Source organism: Nonomuraea sp. NPDC049141 (assembly GCF_040648415.1).
In the GTDB taxonomy this organism is placed as follows: Bacteria; Actinomycetota; Actinomycetes; order Streptosporangiales; family Streptosporangiaceae; genus Nonomuraea.
Window position 1 is genome coordinate 1 of record NZ_JBEZDR010000055.1, and the last position, 14,450, is coordinate 14,450.

A 14,450-nucleotide genomic window follows, 5' to 3' on the forward strand; every position below is an offset into this window, starting at 1 on the left:
TATCTGGTCGCCAAACGGGTCGAGCCCGGCGAGGGCGACGGCGTCCGATCCGAACAAGCGGGAATCGCTCGCCGCGCAGGCCTGCGCGGCCCGTAATGGGACCGAGGCCGATGCGTCCATGGACGTCTTCAACGCCATGGCCGAGATACGCATGGCCGCCTCGCGGGCGCTGTCGCTGCTGCACAAGCAGCAGATCCGGTTCACCGCCGATCGGGCCCAGGCCATCGCCGAGCTCTGCGACGGCGCCGAGACGGCCATCACCGCCGTCCGCGACCTGGCCACCGGCTCAGCCCTGGACGACGCCAGCTTCATGCCCTCCACCGACCCCGCCCGGCGCCGGGTCTGGGTCACCCGCTACATGCGCTTCGGATACGGCGACGAGTTCAGCGCCCGCGACGCCATGTCCGCCGCGCGAGCGGCGATGACGTCGGTCAGGGACATGCACCGCGCCACCACCTTCGAGGCCGCCAACCCCCACCCGATCGCCCGCAAGGCGTTCGCCACGATGGCCCAAGCCGCCGACGAGTGCATGACCAAGGTCGCCGGCATCGACAAACTCGGCCCGCAAGCCGTCCGGCGCGAGAACACCAGCCTGCTCGCCCAGATGATCGCCTGATCTGGAAGCCCGGCTCGCCGAACCGGCGGCGCCCTGACCAGGGCAGCCGTCTTCGCGGTGCGTACCGAGTAGGAACACCCGCTCCACACCGCGGCGGCGGGGCCAGTCAAGCCGGTCAGCAGCAGCCAGCCCTCACCCCGGCGGCAGGGAGGTCCTGACTCGCCAGGCGCCCTCGTCTCTTCCGACGATGAGACCTACCTGCCCTGCCCGGCCCATCGGGTATTTGGCGACGATGAACGTCCGCATCTGATCCCGCGCCGAGCGTAACTGCCGAGCGGTGGTGTCCATCTCTCTCAGCAGTTGATCAATCTCGTCATCGGAACGGGACCCATCGAACCACCGGTCGAACTGCTCACGGTGTTCGAGCACCCATTCAGCGCGCTGTTCGAATGCGTCCACGAACTGATCCAGCAGTTCCGGGCAATAGACCCGGAGAAGGGTGCGGACGCTTCGGCGGCCTGCCTGTCGCCGACTGGACGCTCGCCAGCGCCTGAGCAGCGGAGCTTTGGGGTCCAAAGCTTCATCAATATCAGTGACTACGGTCTCGACGAAGCCAGCAAAGATGTTGTTGGTGCCGAGGAGGGGGACGCCGCGGGAAGGGCGCGCCATCTGCCTGATTTTGGCCATATCTGGAAGCTTGCGTCCGGACTATCGAGCCGCTTGCTTCGACCGAGCGCTGCCGGCTGTTTCTTCTGCTCGAACGCACCAGTCGTCCAGAATCGAGTGGAGCTCGAGAAGCCCTTCGTGAAGGTTCGGCCAATCAACGGCGCGATCGGCGCTCCGCGCCGCATGCAGAATCGCCGAACCTGCTCTGGCGACAGCGCCTGCCTCACTCACGCGCGGAAGCAACACAACCTCCGCTGGGATAGCACGTCCCTGCTGCACAGCCATGCTACGTCTGGCCTGGCCCCACGTCCGGCATCTATTCCGCAAGGTCCAACAACCGGGCTTACCAACAATCCGCGATCAGATCGAGGCCCGGGTCCGCGTGCTGATCGGCGACCTCCTCCCCGCGGAACGGAGATGAACAGCACGACCGTCAGCCGTCTGCCTGCCTGCCTGCCTGCCATGGCTTAACAACCTGCAACCAGCTGACCAGCTAGTTCGCTTGACAACCCCAGATAACGATCGTCCTGGCGCTGATCGCGCATAACGTGATCGTCGGGTCTGAGACAGGCTCGCGGGCGGGGGCAGCCGGTATAAGCGCCGTCGTCCTCGCCGGAACGGCCGACCTCGTACCGAACAGTGCGAGGGGGTTGCACAAAGTGCTGCTAATCGATTAGAAAGATGTAATCTAATCGATTGGATGCACCATGGCGTTGACCTTCGGGCCGGCTGTCGTCGTCGGATCCGTGAACCTCGACGTTCGACTGGGCCTGCCGCTGCTGGACGCGATGGCCGCCGCGACATCACGCCCGGCCGACCTGCTCGCCCGCCCAGGCCTCGGACGCATCAAGGTCGGCCGCGCATGCCGATCTGGGGTGGCTGGACGACAATCTCGACACAAAGAAAACATCGATCGGCCGAGAACCAGCGTTCGCCATCCCAAGCCACACGGCTTTCTCAAAGCCATAGGGGCCCTTCGCTTAGGCCACCACTTCCCACGACATCACTCGGGAGACACCACCAGATGACGACAACCCTGACCGCTGTCACGACCACCATCGATCAGCTCAACACCGCCGTGACGGCAGGGGAGATCAGATCATTCACACGAGATTCAAAGGAACGAGACCATGTGCCAGCACCAACCATCCTGTCCATCCGCAGACGCAACCGATCATGACGCGGCGCGTCTGGTGGCCTACCACCCCGAGCAGAACTGGGGTCTGCTCTGCAACGGTGTCATCGTCTTCGACGACACCGGCGAACTGCTGCCCGACGGACGGAGCATCCCTGCCCACCGCAGCCAATGCGCAGGTGCGGCATGAACCCGCAGAAACCGATCACCGCCACATCGGCAACGGGGACCACTCGAGCCTGGGCCGGGCTCAAGTCCCTTGTCAGCCCCAGCGATAAACCACCGCTCCATGCCCCCGGCGTCGACATGGCCACCTGGCCACTGCCGCCCGGTCGGTCCTGTGTCCGCATAGCGCGACGATTGACCCGCCTCCAGCTGACCGACTGGCATCTCAACCGCCACAGCAGAAGCGCTGACCTGCTCGTGAGCGCACTGGTCGCCAAGGCGTTCCACCATGGGAGGGGACCGATCCGGCTCACCCTATGGACAATGGACGGCACGCTACGCTGCGAGGTCGAGGACGCCGATCCGGCACTCCCACACACCAGCCGCACCGGCCAGGATGACGAACAAGGCCATTGGCTGAGCTTGATCGAGCAGTGCGCCTGCTGCTGGGGCGCGACACCTACTGCTGCCGGCAAGGCCGTCTGGTTCGAGCTGTCAGAGCTCTGACATGCCCTCGCTGCCACGCGCGAGGTGAAGGCGGTCAAAGACCGGAAGCGCTCATGCTCGGTCAAGTTGTCTGGCGGCATCCCCGTTCGCCCTGTACCTCGGCCCGCCGCCGACCCGGCAGCAGGGTCTGTCCACGGGACTGTACGGTTTTCGGCCTGCGCCGTGAGGGGGTCTAAACACCACCGTACAGTCCCGGGTGATGCCTTCCACTGCGGCCAGGTCGTTGAGAGCCTCCAGCGTTGGCAGGCGTGAGGACTGGGCTGGATGGTGTGCCCGGCCTGCTGGAGGAGTTGCCGGGTCTCACGCATGCGCCAGTTAAGGTGTGGCCAGCGGGTAATCGCTGCTGCCGGTTGCTCTCCACCAGCGGCGGATGGACTCCACGGCGAAGGCGGCGGTGTCGTGGTCGGTGCCGACGTTCACCCAGCTGGCCTTCTTCTTGGTGTCCACGCTGATCACCGGATCGCTGGTGTGCTGATAGCTCGTGACCTGCTCGTTGATGTAGCGGAACTGACCATCGCGGTCTGGATGCCGCTTGCCTTGGATGGTCTTGGCGTTGGCCCGCAGGCTGAACCCTTCCTCTCGCAGGAGGTCCGCGATGACATGGGCGCTGACCTGGTGTCCTTGCCGCGTCAGTTCGGTGGCCAGGGCCTGGGTGGACTTGGTGGTCCACCGCAGCGGCAGATCGCCCCGTTCGTCCGGCTCGACCAGGGCCGGCAGCGCCGGCCGCAGCCCGGGGTCCAGGTCGACCAGGCGTTTGCGACCTCCACCGGGACGGCGCGCCCGCCCCAGCGGCTCGGTACCTGAGTCCAGCTCGTCGACGCCCGGCGACACCGTCGCCTCACGGACATCCGCAGCTCGGGCCACCGCCCGGATCCCGCCGCGGGTGGTGGCGGCCTGCGTAAGCGCCGTCGTCCTCGCCGGAACGGTCGGCCTCGTACCGGACAGTGCGAAGGGGGTTGCGCAAAGTGCCACTAATCGATTAGAAAGATGCAATCTAATCGATTGGATGCACCATGGCGTTGATCTTCGGGCCGGCTGTCGTCGTCGTCGGATCCGTGAACCTCGACACCACGATCCGCGTCGCGATGCTGCCCCTCCCGGGCGAGACCGTTCTCGCCGCGACGCATCACCATCAGCTCGGGGGCAAGGGGGCCAACCAGGCCGTCGCCGCGGCGGAGGCCGGAGCATCGGTTGCCATCGTCTGCGCGCTGGGCGATGACCGTGCCGCCGGACAGGCCCTCGGCTGGCTGCGGTCGCGGGCCGTCGAGGTCCGGCCGGTGCGCGACCGGACTCGCCCCACCGGCCGGGCCTGGGTCATGGTCGGCGCCGACGGCGAGAACGCCATCGTCGTCGACCCCGGCGCCAACGTGGCACTCACGGCTGACCTGGCCATCGCCGCCGTCCTCGACGAGATGCGCGGCAGGGCGAGGGCGGTTCCCACGCTTGTCGTCCAGGGGGAAGTTGCTCCCGCGGTCGTCGACGCCGTCGCCGCGTTCGCACGGGAGCACGGCCTGCGGTTCGTCCTGAACCTGGCGCCGGTGATCGAGGTCGGCGAGGCGACGCTTCGTACGGCCGCGCCGCTGATCGTCAACGAGGGCGAGGCGACCGCCCTCGCACGTCGCCACCTCGGTGCGGACTCGCGACCCGCGGACCTCGCGCGGCGCTGGGGCATCGACGTCATCATCACTCTCGGCGCCGAGGGCGCCGCGATCATCCCGCCCGACGGCGAGATCCGCCGGGTGTTAGCACCCCCGGTCGACGTCGTCGTGGACACGTCGGGAGCGGGCGACGCGTTCGTGGGAGCGGTCGCCGCGGCCTTGAGTCAGGGCCTCTCTCTGGACGAAGCCGCGGAGAACGGCGTCGCCGCCGGCGCTCGCGCCGTGCGCCGATGGGGCGCATCAGGCATCGGAGACGAACAAGGAAGCAATCGATGAACATGAACAGGGTGCGGGCCAGCGTGCTGGTCCTTCTCATGGCAGCGGCGAGTGCGACACTGGCCGGATGCGGCGCACCGCCCGAGAGCGGCGGTGCCGGCGGGGCGGCGCCGTCGCTCTGCATGGTCACGGACACGAATGGGATCGACGACGGCTCGTTCAACGAACTGACCTACGCCGGGCTCACCCGGGCAGGCGGGACCAAGCCGACCGTGACGATCTCGCGCACCTCCGACGACTACGTCCCGAACGTCGAGAGCCTGGTCAGCGGCGACTGCAGCCTCATTGTCGGCGTCGGGTTCAACCTGGTCGACGCCATCAAGTCCGCCGCCAAGGCGAACCCAGAGATCCGGTTCGTGATCGTCGACGACGGTTCGATCGACCTGCCGAACGTGACGACGATAACCTTCGACATCGTTCCGGCGGCGTTCCTGGCGGGCTACGCCGCAGCGAGCCACTCGACCACCGGCGTGGTCGGCACGTACGGCGGCACGCAGATCCCGCCCGTCACCGCGTTCATGGACGGCTTCGCCCGGGGCGTCGACTACTTCAACAAGGACAAGGGCACCGACGTGTCGGTGGTCGGCTGGAACGTCGCCAAGAAGACGGGGACGTTCGTGGGCGGCTACGCGGCGGGCGTCGAGGCCAAGACGGTCGCCCAGAGCCTGCTGGACCAGGACGCCGACGTCCTGATGCCGGTCGGCGGCCCGATCTACCAGTCCGCGGCGGAGGCGATCCGCGACCGCGGGACGTCCGCCGCGCTCATCGGCGTCGACACCGACGGGTACGAGTCGGATCGGAAGTACCAGAACCTGTTCCTCACGTCAGTGCTGAAGCAGGTCGACGTGGCGGTCGCCCAGGTGGCCGGCGCGACAGCGAACGCGGCCGACGCGGGCGGCTACGTCGGCACCCTGGCGAACAACGGCGTCGGCATCGCGCCCTTCCATGACTTCGCGGACCGGACCCGCCCCGCCCTCGGCGCGAAGCTGGACAAGATCCGGGCCGGACTCATCGACGGCTCCATCAAGCCGTGACCCGCGAAAGAGGCCAAACCTCATGAAACTCGAGCTCCGCGACATCACCAAGCGGTTCGGCGGCCTGACCGCGAATGACCACATCGACCTGGTGATCAGGTCCGGCGAGATCCACTGCCTCCTCGGTGAGAACGGCGCGGGCAAGTCCACTCTCATGAACGTGCTGTACGGGCTGTACCAGGCCGACGAGGGCGAGATCCTCCTGGACGGCGTGGTCCAGCGGTTCTCCAGCCCGGGCGACGCGATGAACGCCGGCATCGGCATGGTGCACCAGCACTTCATGCTCATCCCCGTGTTCACGGTCGCCGAGAACATGATGCTCGGCAACGAGCCCACGCGTGGCGGTGGCACGCTCAACCTCGATGCCGCCCGGGTCCGCGTGCGGGAGATCGCGGAGCGCTTCGGGTTCGACATCGACCCTGACGCGCTCGTGGCGGATCTCCCGGTCGGCGTGCAGCAGCGAGTCGAGATCATCAAGGCCCTCTCCCGCGACGCCCGGATTCTGGTCTTCGACGAGCCCACCGCCGTGCTCACGCCCCCGGAGACCGACGAGCTGATGGCGATCATGCGCCGGCTCAAGGAGCGTGGCACCGCGATCGTGTTCATCACCCACAAGCTGCGTGAGGTGCGCGAGGTCGCCGACCGCATCACGGTGGTGCGTCACGGCAAGGTGGTCGGCGAGGCCTCGCCCACGGCCGGCAACGCCGAGCTCGCATCGATGATGGTCGGCCGCGCGGTCGAGCTGACGGTGCGGAAGGCACCGGCCAGGCTCGGGGATACCGCGCTCGTGCTGCGCGACCTGTCCGTGATCGACGCGCGCGGCCAGTACGTCGTGTCGCACGTCGGCCTGGCGGTGCGGTGCGGGGAGATTCTCGCGGTCGCCGGGGTGCAGGGCAACGGCCAGACCGAGCTGACGGAGGCGATCCTCGGGCTGCAGCCGCGCGTCGAAGGCTCGATCACGCTCGACGGAGCCGAGCTGGTCGGTCGCACGCCGCGGCAGGTCCTCGACGCGGGCGTCGGGTTCGTGCCGGAGGACCGTACGGAGGACGGCTTCGTCGCCGAGTTCACGATCGCCGAGAACCTCATGCTCGGGCGCTCGAACGGTGCTCCGTTCGTGCGGACGGGCGCGCTTCAGCTCAACACGATCGAGACGTTCGCCCGTACCGCGATCACCGAGTTCGACATCCGCGCGCAGGGGATCGACACCCACGTCGGCCGCTTGTCCGGCGGCAACCAGCAAAAGGTCGTGCTCGCCCGGGAGCTGAATCGCGAGCTGCGGCTGTTCGTCGCCGCCCAGCCCACCCGCGGCGTCGACGTCGGCTCGATCGAGTTCATCCACAAGCGGATCATTCAGACCCGCGATGCGGGGGTGGCCGTGATCGTCGTGTCGACCGAGCTCGACGAGGTCGTCGCGCTCGCCGACCGCATCGCCGTGATGTACCGCGGCCGGATCGTCGGCGTCGTGCCCGGTGACACGCCGCGCGACGTGCTCGGTCTCATGATGGCCGGTGGCACCACCCAGGCGGTGGCGGCATGAGACAGGACGCACCCCGCTCGCATCGGCTGCTCAGGGAGATCGTCGGCGGTGACGCCTTCGTCTCCGTCCTCGCGATCGGGCTCGCCCTGGTGGCCGGCAGCATCCTCATCGTGCTCACCGATCCCGAGGTGCAGGCGGCCGCTGGCTACCTGCTCGCGCGTCCCGGTGACACCGTCCTGGCGGCCGGGGACGCCATCGCCGGCGCGTGCTCGGCGCTGTTCCAGGGCGCCTTCTTCAACGGGACCCGTGCGGGCTGGGCGAACCAGATCAAGCCGCTCACCGAGACGCTCACGCTCGCGACCCCGCTCATCGCGGCCGGTCTAGGTGTCTCCGTCGCGTTCCGGGCGGGCATGTTCAACATCGGCGGCCGGGGACAGATGCTCGTCGCAGCCGCTGTCGCCGGCTGGATCAGCTGGTCGTTCCCGATGCCGTACCTCCTGCACATGCTCGTCTGCGTGCTCGGCGCGATCGTCGGCGGCGCGCTGTGGGGCGGCATCGCCGGTGTGCTCAAAGCGCGGACCGGTGCGCACGAGGTGATCGTCACGATCATGCTCAACTACGTCGCCTTCTACCTCGTGTCGTTCCTGCTGCGGACTCCCGGGGCGCTGCAGGCGCCCGGCTCGAACAACCCGAAGTCGCCGGCGGCGCTCGACACGGCGGTGATGCCGACGCTGTCGGACCTGCTCGGCATCGGTTCCTTCCGCCTGCACGCCGGGTTCGTGCTCGTGGTCATGGCCACGCTCCTGGTCTGGTGGGTGCTGAACCGTTCCAGCATGGGCTTCCGGTTCCGGGCGGTCGGCGAGAACCCGAGAGCGGCGCGGGTCGCCGGCATCGACGTGCAGCGCGTGTACCTGGTCGCGCTGATGATGTCCGGCGGTCTCGCCGGTCTCGCCGGTGCTTCGCAGGTGCTCGGCACGACGACCATGGGCTTCGGCTCGGGGGTCGACGCGGGCATCGGCTTCGACGCCATCACGGTCGCACTGCTCGGGCGCTCGCGCCCGTGGGGCGTCTTCGCCGCCGGCCTCCTGTTCGGCGCGCTCAAGACGGGCGGATACGCGATTCAGGCGACCCAGGCGGTCCCGATCGACCTCGTCCTCGTCGTGCAGTCCGTGATCGTCCTGCTGATCGCGGCGCCGCCCCTCGTCCGTGCCGTGTTCCGGCTGCCCGCCCCTGCCGCCGCCTTGCCGCACCGCCGTACGGAAGCGGTGGCCGGGTGAACGGCGTGAGCGGTGTCGCGACGACGACCGTCAGCGCCCGGAAGGCCGTGAGCCGCGACTGGAAGGCGCCGATCGTGCTCGACGCGTTCGCCGTCGTCGCCCTCATCCTCGCCTTCGTGGCCACACGGGCCGGAACGAGCACCTTCGGCCTCGCGACGCGCGGCGACCTCGTCGCCCTCCCCCCGCTGACGGTCCCCACGGGCGGCACCGTCACCGCGCTCGCGCTCGTGCTCGCCGGGCTCGCGGTCGCGGCCCACGCGTTCGTGCTGTTCGGAGCCGGCCGGCGGGTGCCGCTCCGGCTCATCGCGGGATTCGCGGCCGTGTTCCTCGTCGCGTTCCTCACCTGGGCGTCGGCGGGACGGACCGTGCCCGTTCCCGGTCTGCTGGTCGGCGGCCTCGCGCTCAGTACCCCGCTGGTCTTCGGCGCCCTCGGGGGCGTCATCGGCGAGCGCGCGGGCGTCGTGAACGTCGCGATCGAGGGCCAGCTACTACTCGGCGCGTTCTCGGCCGCGGTCGTCGGGTCGGTCACCGGTCAACCCGTCCTCGGGCTCGTCGCGGCGGTGGCCGGCAGCGTGCTCGTCGCTCTCGTGCTCGCCGCTCTCGCGATCCGGTACGTCGTCGACCAGGTCATCGTCGGCGTCGTGCTGAACGTGCTCGTGACCGGGCTGACGGGCTTCCTGTACGCGAAGGTGCTGAAGTCCGACGCCGAGCTGTTCAACGCGCCCGACCGGTTCCCCGTGCTGCCGATTCCCGGGCTGTCGGCGATCCCGATCATCGGGCCGGTGCTCTTCCGGCAGACGATCATCGTGTACCTCATGTACATCGCGGTGTTCGCCGTGTGGTTCGGCCTGTTCAAGACCCGCTGGGGGCTGCGGGTACGCGCGGTCGGCGAGCACCCGACCGCGGCCGACACGGTCGGCATCAACGTCAACCGCACCCGGTTCCGGAACGTCGCCCTGGCCGGCGCGATCGCCGGCGTCGGCGGTGCCTACTTCACGCTCGACTCCGTCGGCGCGTTCAACAAGGAGATGACGAACGGCATGGGCTTCATCGCCCTCGCGGCCGTCATCTTCGGCCGATGGCACCCGATCCGGGCCACGCTGGCGGCGCTGCTGTTCGGATTCGCCACGAACCTGCAGAGCATGCTCGGCATCATCGGCTCCCCTGTGCCGAGCGAGTTCCTGCTCATGCTGCCCTACGTCATCACGGTGTTCGCGGTCGCCGGCCTGGTCGGTCGGTCCCGCGCGCCCGCGGCGGGCGGAAAGCCCTACCTCAAGTCCTGAGTGCACAGAACAAGGAGAAGATCACTCGTGCCCCAGAGTCTCGTCCCCCAGAGTCTCGTCATCGACACCGACACCGCGTCCGATGACGCCGTCGCCCTGTTGTTGGCGGCGCGCGATCCACGGTCGCGGATCCGCGCCGTTACGGTCGTTGCCGGGAATGTGCCCCTCGTGCAGGGCGTCCGCAACGCGAAGGTCACCCTCGAACTGGCGGGGGCCGCCGACGTGCCGGTGTGGGCGGGATGCAGCGCTCCGCTCGTCCGCGACCTCGGGACCGCGCAGAACGTGCACGGCTCCGATGGGATGAGCGGAACGTCGCTGCCCGAGCCGCGGATGGCGACGCAGGACGGCCACGCTGTGCTCGCGCTTCACGCCATCGCCCGGGACGAGCCCGGGCAGCATACGCTCGTGACGCTGGGACCGCTCACGAACATCGCGGCCGCCGTCACGATCGATCCCGGGTTCCTCACGAGGTTCCGGCACACCTACATGATGCTGGGCACCAGCGACGGCAACGGCAATGTGTCCGCGATCGCCGAGTACAACGCCTGGGCCGATCCCGAGGCGGCGCAGGTCGTGCTCCGGGCGCCGGGCGAGAAGACCATGGTCGGCTGGGACATCTCCCGCAAGTACGCGGTGATCGATCCGGCCGAGGATCGCCGCCTGCGCGATCTCGGGAGACTCGGGCGCTTTGCCGCCGACATCAACCGCGACGTGCACGCGTTCGCGGTCGAGGAGACAGGGCTGGCCGGCTACGACCTCCCCGACCCCATCGCCATGGCGATCGCCATCGATCCCAGCATGATCGTCAGCGCCGAGGACCTCCACCTGCAGGTGTCGACCGACCCGGTGACCCGCGGGCACACCTACGCCGACCGCCGCACCCCACCGCGACCGGTGAACACCCGCGTCGTGATGAGTGCCGACGGCCAGGTCTTCCTCGACGCGCTGCGGGCCGCCGTTACCCTCTGACGCGGGGCGGGCCGGCGCTGGCCGAAGGCCCTTCGGCCAGCGCCGGCCCGCACGCCAGTAGAGTGAGGAATTATGGTGGTCACGTACGCGGATGTCGCCAAGCGGGCGGGCACGTCGACCGCCGTGGTGAGTTACGTGCTCAACGACGGGCCGCGCAACGTCGCGCCCGCCACCAGGGAGCGCGTGCTCACTGCGGCTGCTGAGCTCGGATATCGGCGCAACCGGATCGCGCGAGCTCTGCGTTCCGGCCGCACAGGCCTGGTCGGGGTGCTGACGCCCGACGCGACCATTCCCTACTTCGGCGAGCTCAACCGGGCGATCGTGCGAGCGCTCGGCGACGCCGACCGGTTCGCGCTTGTGAGCTATGCCGCGGTGTCAGGACGGTCCGAGCGCCAGGCCATCGAGGCGCTGCTCAGCGCCCAGGTCGATGGGTTGCTGATCACGGCGTTCTGGCCGGACCAGGAGCTTCCGGTCGAGATCGACGTTCCGGTCGTCTACGTCCATCACAAACCCGACCGTGTCGAGGGCCTGCTCGTCGAGAGCGACAACACGCACAGCGTCCGTGCGGCGGTGGAGCACCTCCGGGGCCACGGTCACGGCTCGCCGGCATTCTGGGGAGGCCCCGACGACGTCGGCCCCACCGGCGAGCGAACTCGCACATGGGCCGCGCTCGTCGGCGACGACCGTACGCTCTACCGGTCCGGCTACGGCAGCGGGGAAGCAGCCGCCGAGTTCAGGCGACAGCACCGGCTCGGGACGCTGGCGAGGTCGCTGGTGGTCGCCTCCGATGTCCAGGCGCTCGGGATCCTGTCCGCTGCCTACCAGCTGGGGGTGCGGATCCCGGAGGACCTCGCCGTCATCAGCCTCGACGGATCCGCCGAGACGGCGTTCACCGCTCCGCCGTTGACGGTCGTGCGGCAGCCGGTGGAGTCGATGGCCGCGCGGGCGGTCGGCCTGCTGACCGGACACCCGGACGGCGGCGATTCGCTCGGGTCCTTGATCGTCCGTGCGAGCTGCGGCTGTGACTACGACACCTGAGGGCTACGGCGCCTGAGCGACCCGCGACCGGATGAGCACGGTCAGCGCGGCGAGAGCCGACAGCAGGACGGCGATCGACAGCCCGGCGTCGATCGTCGGGCTCACCGCGCCGAGCGCCGTCCCCGCGCCGATCCCGGCATAGAGCGCGGCGGCGTTGAGGCCGACCGCGACCACGCCTTGCGACCCTGCGGCGCGCAGGAGCAGTCGCTGAATGACGGGGTTGATCGACCAGGTGACCGCGCCCCACATACCGAACAGCAAGGCGACGCCCGTTGCCGAGGCCCCATCGACGTGCGTCAGGGCGACGAACCCCAGGAACACCAGGCACAGCACCGCGAGCGCGCCGACCAGCAGTCGTTCGGGGTGCCGCCTCCGGTTCTGCAGCAGGAGGCCGACCAGCAGAGTGGCGGCGACGCCCCCGGCTCCGAAAACCGCCGACCCGGCCACGTCCGCCCCGACATGGGTCGCGAGCTCCTCCGATCGGCCGAACACCGTGTAGGCCGATGCCATCGAGATCGTCGTGAGCAGCAGCCAGAATCCGCAGGCCGCCAGAGTGTCGAGATAGCGGATCGGCTGCGGCCGGTCTGGCCGGTCCGTCGTCGCGCCGCGCACCGCGAACGCCACGACCGCGGCGGCGAGGCCGATGAGGGCCGGCCCCATCAGCACCAGTTGCCAGGGGAGCCAGCTGACGAACGCCCGGGCCAGGTCGGGCGTGAACGAGGTCGCGGCCGCCAGGACGGCGAATGCGACCCCCGTTGCTGTGCTCGGTCGGCGCGCGGCCGCAGCCGTGGAAAGGAGGACTGGAACGAGCGTCGCCGCGCCGATGGCGGCGATCGTCCGGGAGGCGACGAAGGCGCCGTAAGCTGGGGCCAGAGCCCCGAGCACACCGGCCACGACGAGCAGCGCCGCGCCGATCGAGATGACGCCGTGCCAGGAGAGCCGACGGCCGAGGGCCGGCGTGAACGGCACGCAGACCGCGTACGTGACCGAATAGGCCACGGTGGCGAGGTGGATCCGGCCAGCGTCCGTGCCGAGATCCTGCGCCACCGCGTCGGCCAGGCCCGCAGGGAGGAAGGTGCTCATCCCGGCGGCTGCGATGCCGAGGACGACGACGACGAACCTCACGCGCCGATGAACCTTACGCGCTGCGGGATCGGCGCCAATCGGCGGCTGCCTGCTCACGCACCATCACCTCGCCGATGTTCAGCGCGATGGCGGTGAGCGCCGCGCGGTGCAGGTCCTCCTGGTAGGACGCGCAGCAGTCGGCGGGCACCCGGACGTCCCATCCATGCTGGAAGGCGTCGTTCGCCGTTGACGCGACGCAGCACTCGGTGGTGAGCCCGGTCACGGTGACACGATCGACTCCGGCCTGCCGCAGCATCGACTCGAGCGGCGTGCCGATGAACGCGCTGTACCTCTCCTTACGGACGACTGTCTCCGCACCGAGCGGCTGGACCCGATAGAACTCGGCAAGTTCGGTGCCTTCCATGCACGCGTCGAACCCGAACCCGGTAGCCGGACCACGGAACTTCCTGTTGGCCTCCCAGGGCGCATCGAGCCGGGTCGTGTTCTGGATCCAGAAGATCGGGACATCCGCCGATCGCGCGTCGTCCACGAGACCGGCGATTTCCTCGACGGCCGCCTGGACGCGCGCCACGGCCTCCATCGAGACCTTGTGACTTCTCAGGAACTCGGGCCGGGCGAAGTAGTGCTGTACGTCGACGACGAGGAGCGCGTCGATGCCTGAACGTGTCATGAACCATCTTTCTAATCGATTAGAACAGTGACGGGACGATACCGCGAGCCGGTGTCCTCGTCAACGGGTGTGGCCGCGGGGCCGCCTGTCTGACGCGGTGGGCGATCGGATCTTGCGGCCGATACGCAGCATGGGCAGTTCGCCGCGGCAGAGGACGTCGTAGGCGGCGCCGCGGTCGACACCGAACTCGGAGACGACGTCGTCGGCCGTGTCGTCGCCGAGACGGCGGGCCACATAACGGTGGATGTGTCCTGCGTGCCCGTCGAACAGCAAGGCGAAATCCTCGGGATCTCGCCACGACCGTTCGAACAGGGCGGCGTCAGACAGGGTCGTACTGAGCGGCATGTGGTTGGGCCTTCTCAAAGGCACTAGTGCCGCCCCTCTTTCACGCCAGTCAGGAAACGAGTTCACGGGACGCTGCCGACCGCCTGGCAGGCTCGGGTGACGGCCAAGAGCGCGCGCCAAGATCCGCCGCCGGGGTCAGGCGCCGGAGGACTTCGTGCGGGAGACCGTCTACTGAGACGCCGGCGCCGCCCGGCTGCTCCCTCGCCTGCTCAAAGGCCGCACACGCGGGCCGGTGTTCCTGGCCGACCGGCGCGCCCCCACCTCCGAACGGGACGCGCCCGCCGCCGCCGACGTTTGCCCCAGCACCG

At 69.1% G+C, this 14,450-nt stretch carries 14 protein-coding genes and 1 pseudogene; 10 read left to right on the plus strand and 5 right to left on the minus strand.

All coding sequences use genetic code 11. The features are described 5' to 3' along the window. Positions 1-616 (plus strand): hypothetical protein (locus AB0B91_RS63465; protein ID WP_358342655.1); only part of this gene is annotated, 616 nt, incomplete at its 5' end. A 132-nt stretch (positions 617-748) separates the two neighbouring features. Here the strand turns inward: AB0B91_RS63465 and AB0B91_RS63470 are convergent. Continuing rightward, positions 749-1,243, minus strand: a complete 495-nt coding sequence (locus tag AB0B91_RS63470) for a hypothetical protein (RefSeq protein ID WP_358342656.1) — start codon at positions 1,241-1,243, stop codon at positions 749-751. 1,109 nt (positions 1,244-2,352) lie between these two features. Here AB0B91_RS63470 and AB0B91_RS63475 point away from each other — a divergent pair. Together AB0B91_RS63475 and AB0B91_RS63480 are read left to right on the plus strand one after the other, a co-directional pair. Next, positions 2,353-2,547 (plus strand): DUF5999 family protein, encoded by a 195-nt coding sequence (locus tag AB0B91_RS63475; RefSeq protein WP_358342658.1) that lies wholly within the window; start codon positions 2,353-2,355, stop codon positions 2,545-2,547. Further along, positions 2,544-3,029 (plus strand): ATP-binding protein, encoded by a 486-nt coding sequence (locus tag AB0B91_RS63480; RefSeq protein WP_358342660.1) that lies wholly within the window; start codon positions 2,544-2,546, stop codon positions 3,027-3,029. Before AB0B91_RS63475 ends, AB0B91_RS63480 begins: the two co-directional genes overlap by 4 nt. Positions 3,030-3,353: 324 nt before the next feature. On the opposite strand, the pseudogene AB0B91_RS63485 reads toward AB0B91_RS63480, so the two are convergent. Further along, positions 3,354-3,902: pseudogene (locus AB0B91_RS63485) on the minus strand (ISAzo13 family transposase); the annotation flags it as partial. 140 nt (positions 3,903-4,042) lie between these two features. Here AB0B91_RS63485 and AB0B91_RS63490 point away from each other — a divergent pair. The 7 genes from AB0B91_RS63490 to AB0B91_RS63520 all read left to right on the plus strand — a co-directional run bounded on the left by AB0B91_RS63490 (position 4,043) and on the right by AB0B91_RS63520 (position 12,041). Then, positions 4,043-4,963, plus strand: coding sequence for a PfkB family carbohydrate kinase (locus AB0B91_RS63490; RefSeq protein ID WP_358342662.1), 921 nt, complete (start codon positions 4,043-4,045; stop codon positions 4,961-4,963). After that, a complete protein-coding gene (locus AB0B91_RS63495; RefSeq protein WP_358342664.1) occupies positions 4,960-5,997 on the plus strand; it encodes a BMP family ABC transporter substrate-binding protein in 1,038 nt (345 codons plus the stop codon). Before AB0B91_RS63490 ends, AB0B91_RS63495 begins: the two co-directional genes overlap by 4 nt. Positions 5,998-6,019: 22 nt before the next feature. Next, positions 6,020-7,534 (plus strand): ABC transporter ATP-binding protein, encoded by a 1,515-nt coding sequence (locus tag AB0B91_RS63500; protein ID WP_358342666.1) that lies wholly within the window; start codon positions 6,020-6,022, stop codon positions 7,532-7,534. Beyond that, entirely contained in the window at positions 7,531-8,751 is a 1,221-nt protein-coding gene (locus AB0B91_RS63505) for an ABC transporter permease (protein ID WP_358342667.1), read from the plus strand. The genes AB0B91_RS63500 and AB0B91_RS63505 overlap by 4 nt, the downstream gene beginning before the upstream one ends. Positions 8,752-8,756: 5 nt before the next feature. Continuing rightward, positions 8,757-10,034, plus strand: coding sequence for an ABC transporter permease (locus AB0B91_RS63510; protein ID WP_358342669.1), 1,278 nt, complete (start codon positions 8,757-8,759; stop codon positions 10,032-10,034). A gap of 27 nt (positions 10,035-10,061) precedes the next feature. Further along, positions 10,062-11,003, plus strand: a complete 942-nt coding sequence (locus AB0B91_RS63515) for a nucleoside hydrolase (protein ID WP_358342670.1) — start codon at positions 10,062-10,064, stop codon at positions 11,001-11,003. 72 nt (positions 11,004-11,075) lie between these two features. Next, entirely contained in the window at positions 11,076-12,041 is a 966-nt protein-coding gene (locus AB0B91_RS63520; protein ID WP_358342672.1) for a LacI family DNA-binding transcriptional regulator, read from the plus strand. Positions 12,042-12,044: 3 nt separating this feature from the next. On the opposite strand, the gene AB0B91_RS63525 is transcribed toward AB0B91_RS63520, so the two are convergent. From AB0B91_RS63525 to AB0B91_RS63535, 3 genes are read right to left on the minus strand one after another with little or no spacing between them, the layout of a single operon-like run. Next, positions 12,045-13,166, minus strand: coding sequence for an MFS transporter (locus tag AB0B91_RS63525; RefSeq protein WP_358342673.1), 1,122 nt, complete (start codon positions 13,164-13,166; stop codon positions 12,045-12,047). Positions 13,167-13,179: 13 nt separating this feature from the next. After that, a complete protein-coding gene (locus tag AB0B91_RS63530; RefSeq protein ID WP_358342675.1) occupies positions 13,180-13,797 on the minus strand; it encodes an isochorismatase family cysteine hydrolase in 618 nt (205 codons plus the stop codon). Between the two features lie 60 nt (positions 13,798-13,857). Continuing rightward, positions 13,858-14,142, minus strand: a complete 285-nt coding sequence (locus AB0B91_RS63535) for a hypothetical protein (RefSeq protein WP_358342677.1) — start codon at positions 14,140-14,142, stop codon at positions 13,858-13,860. Between the last annotated feature and the right edge of the window lie 308 nt (positions 14,143-14,450).

Coding starts and splice junctions, on each gene's coding strand:
- AB0B91_RS63495 (WP_358342664.1), top strand. CDS start 4,960: ATGAACATGAACAGGGTGCGGGCCAGCGTGCTGGTCCTTCTCATGGCA.
- AB0B91_RS63530 (WP_358342675.1), bottom strand. CDS start 13,797: ATGACACGTTCAGGCATCGACGCGCTCCTCGTCGTCGACGTACAGCAC.
- AB0B91_RS63475 (WP_358342658.1), top strand. CDS start 2,353: ATGTGCCAGCACCAACCATCCTGTCCATCCGCAGACGCAACCGATCAT.
- AB0B91_RS63505 (WP_358342667.1), top strand. CDS start 7,531: ATGAGACAGGACGCACCCCGCTCGCATCGGCTGCTCAGGGAGATCGTC.
- AB0B91_RS63520 (WP_358342672.1), top strand. CDS start 11,076: ATGGTGGTCACGTACGCGGATGTCGCCAAGCGGGCGGGCACGTCGACC.
- AB0B91_RS63500 (WP_358342666.1), top strand. CDS start 6,020: ATGAAACTCGAGCTCCGCGACATCACCAAGCGGTTCGGCGGCCTGACC.
- AB0B91_RS63490 (WP_358342662.1), top strand. CDS start 4,043: ATGGCGTTGATCTTCGGGCCGGCTGTCGTCGTCGTCGGATCCGTGAAC.
- AB0B91_RS63480 (WP_358342660.1), top strand. CDS start 2,544: ATGAACCCGCAGAAACCGATCACCGCCACATCGGCAACGGGGACCACT.
- AB0B91_RS63470 (WP_358342656.1), bottom strand. CDS start 1,243: ATGGCCAAAATCAGGCAGATGGCGCGCCCTTCCCGCGGCGTCCCCCTC.
- AB0B91_RS63535 (WP_358342677.1), bottom strand. CDS start 14,142: ATGCCGCTCAGTACGACCCTGTCTGACGCCGCCCTGTTCGAACGGTCG.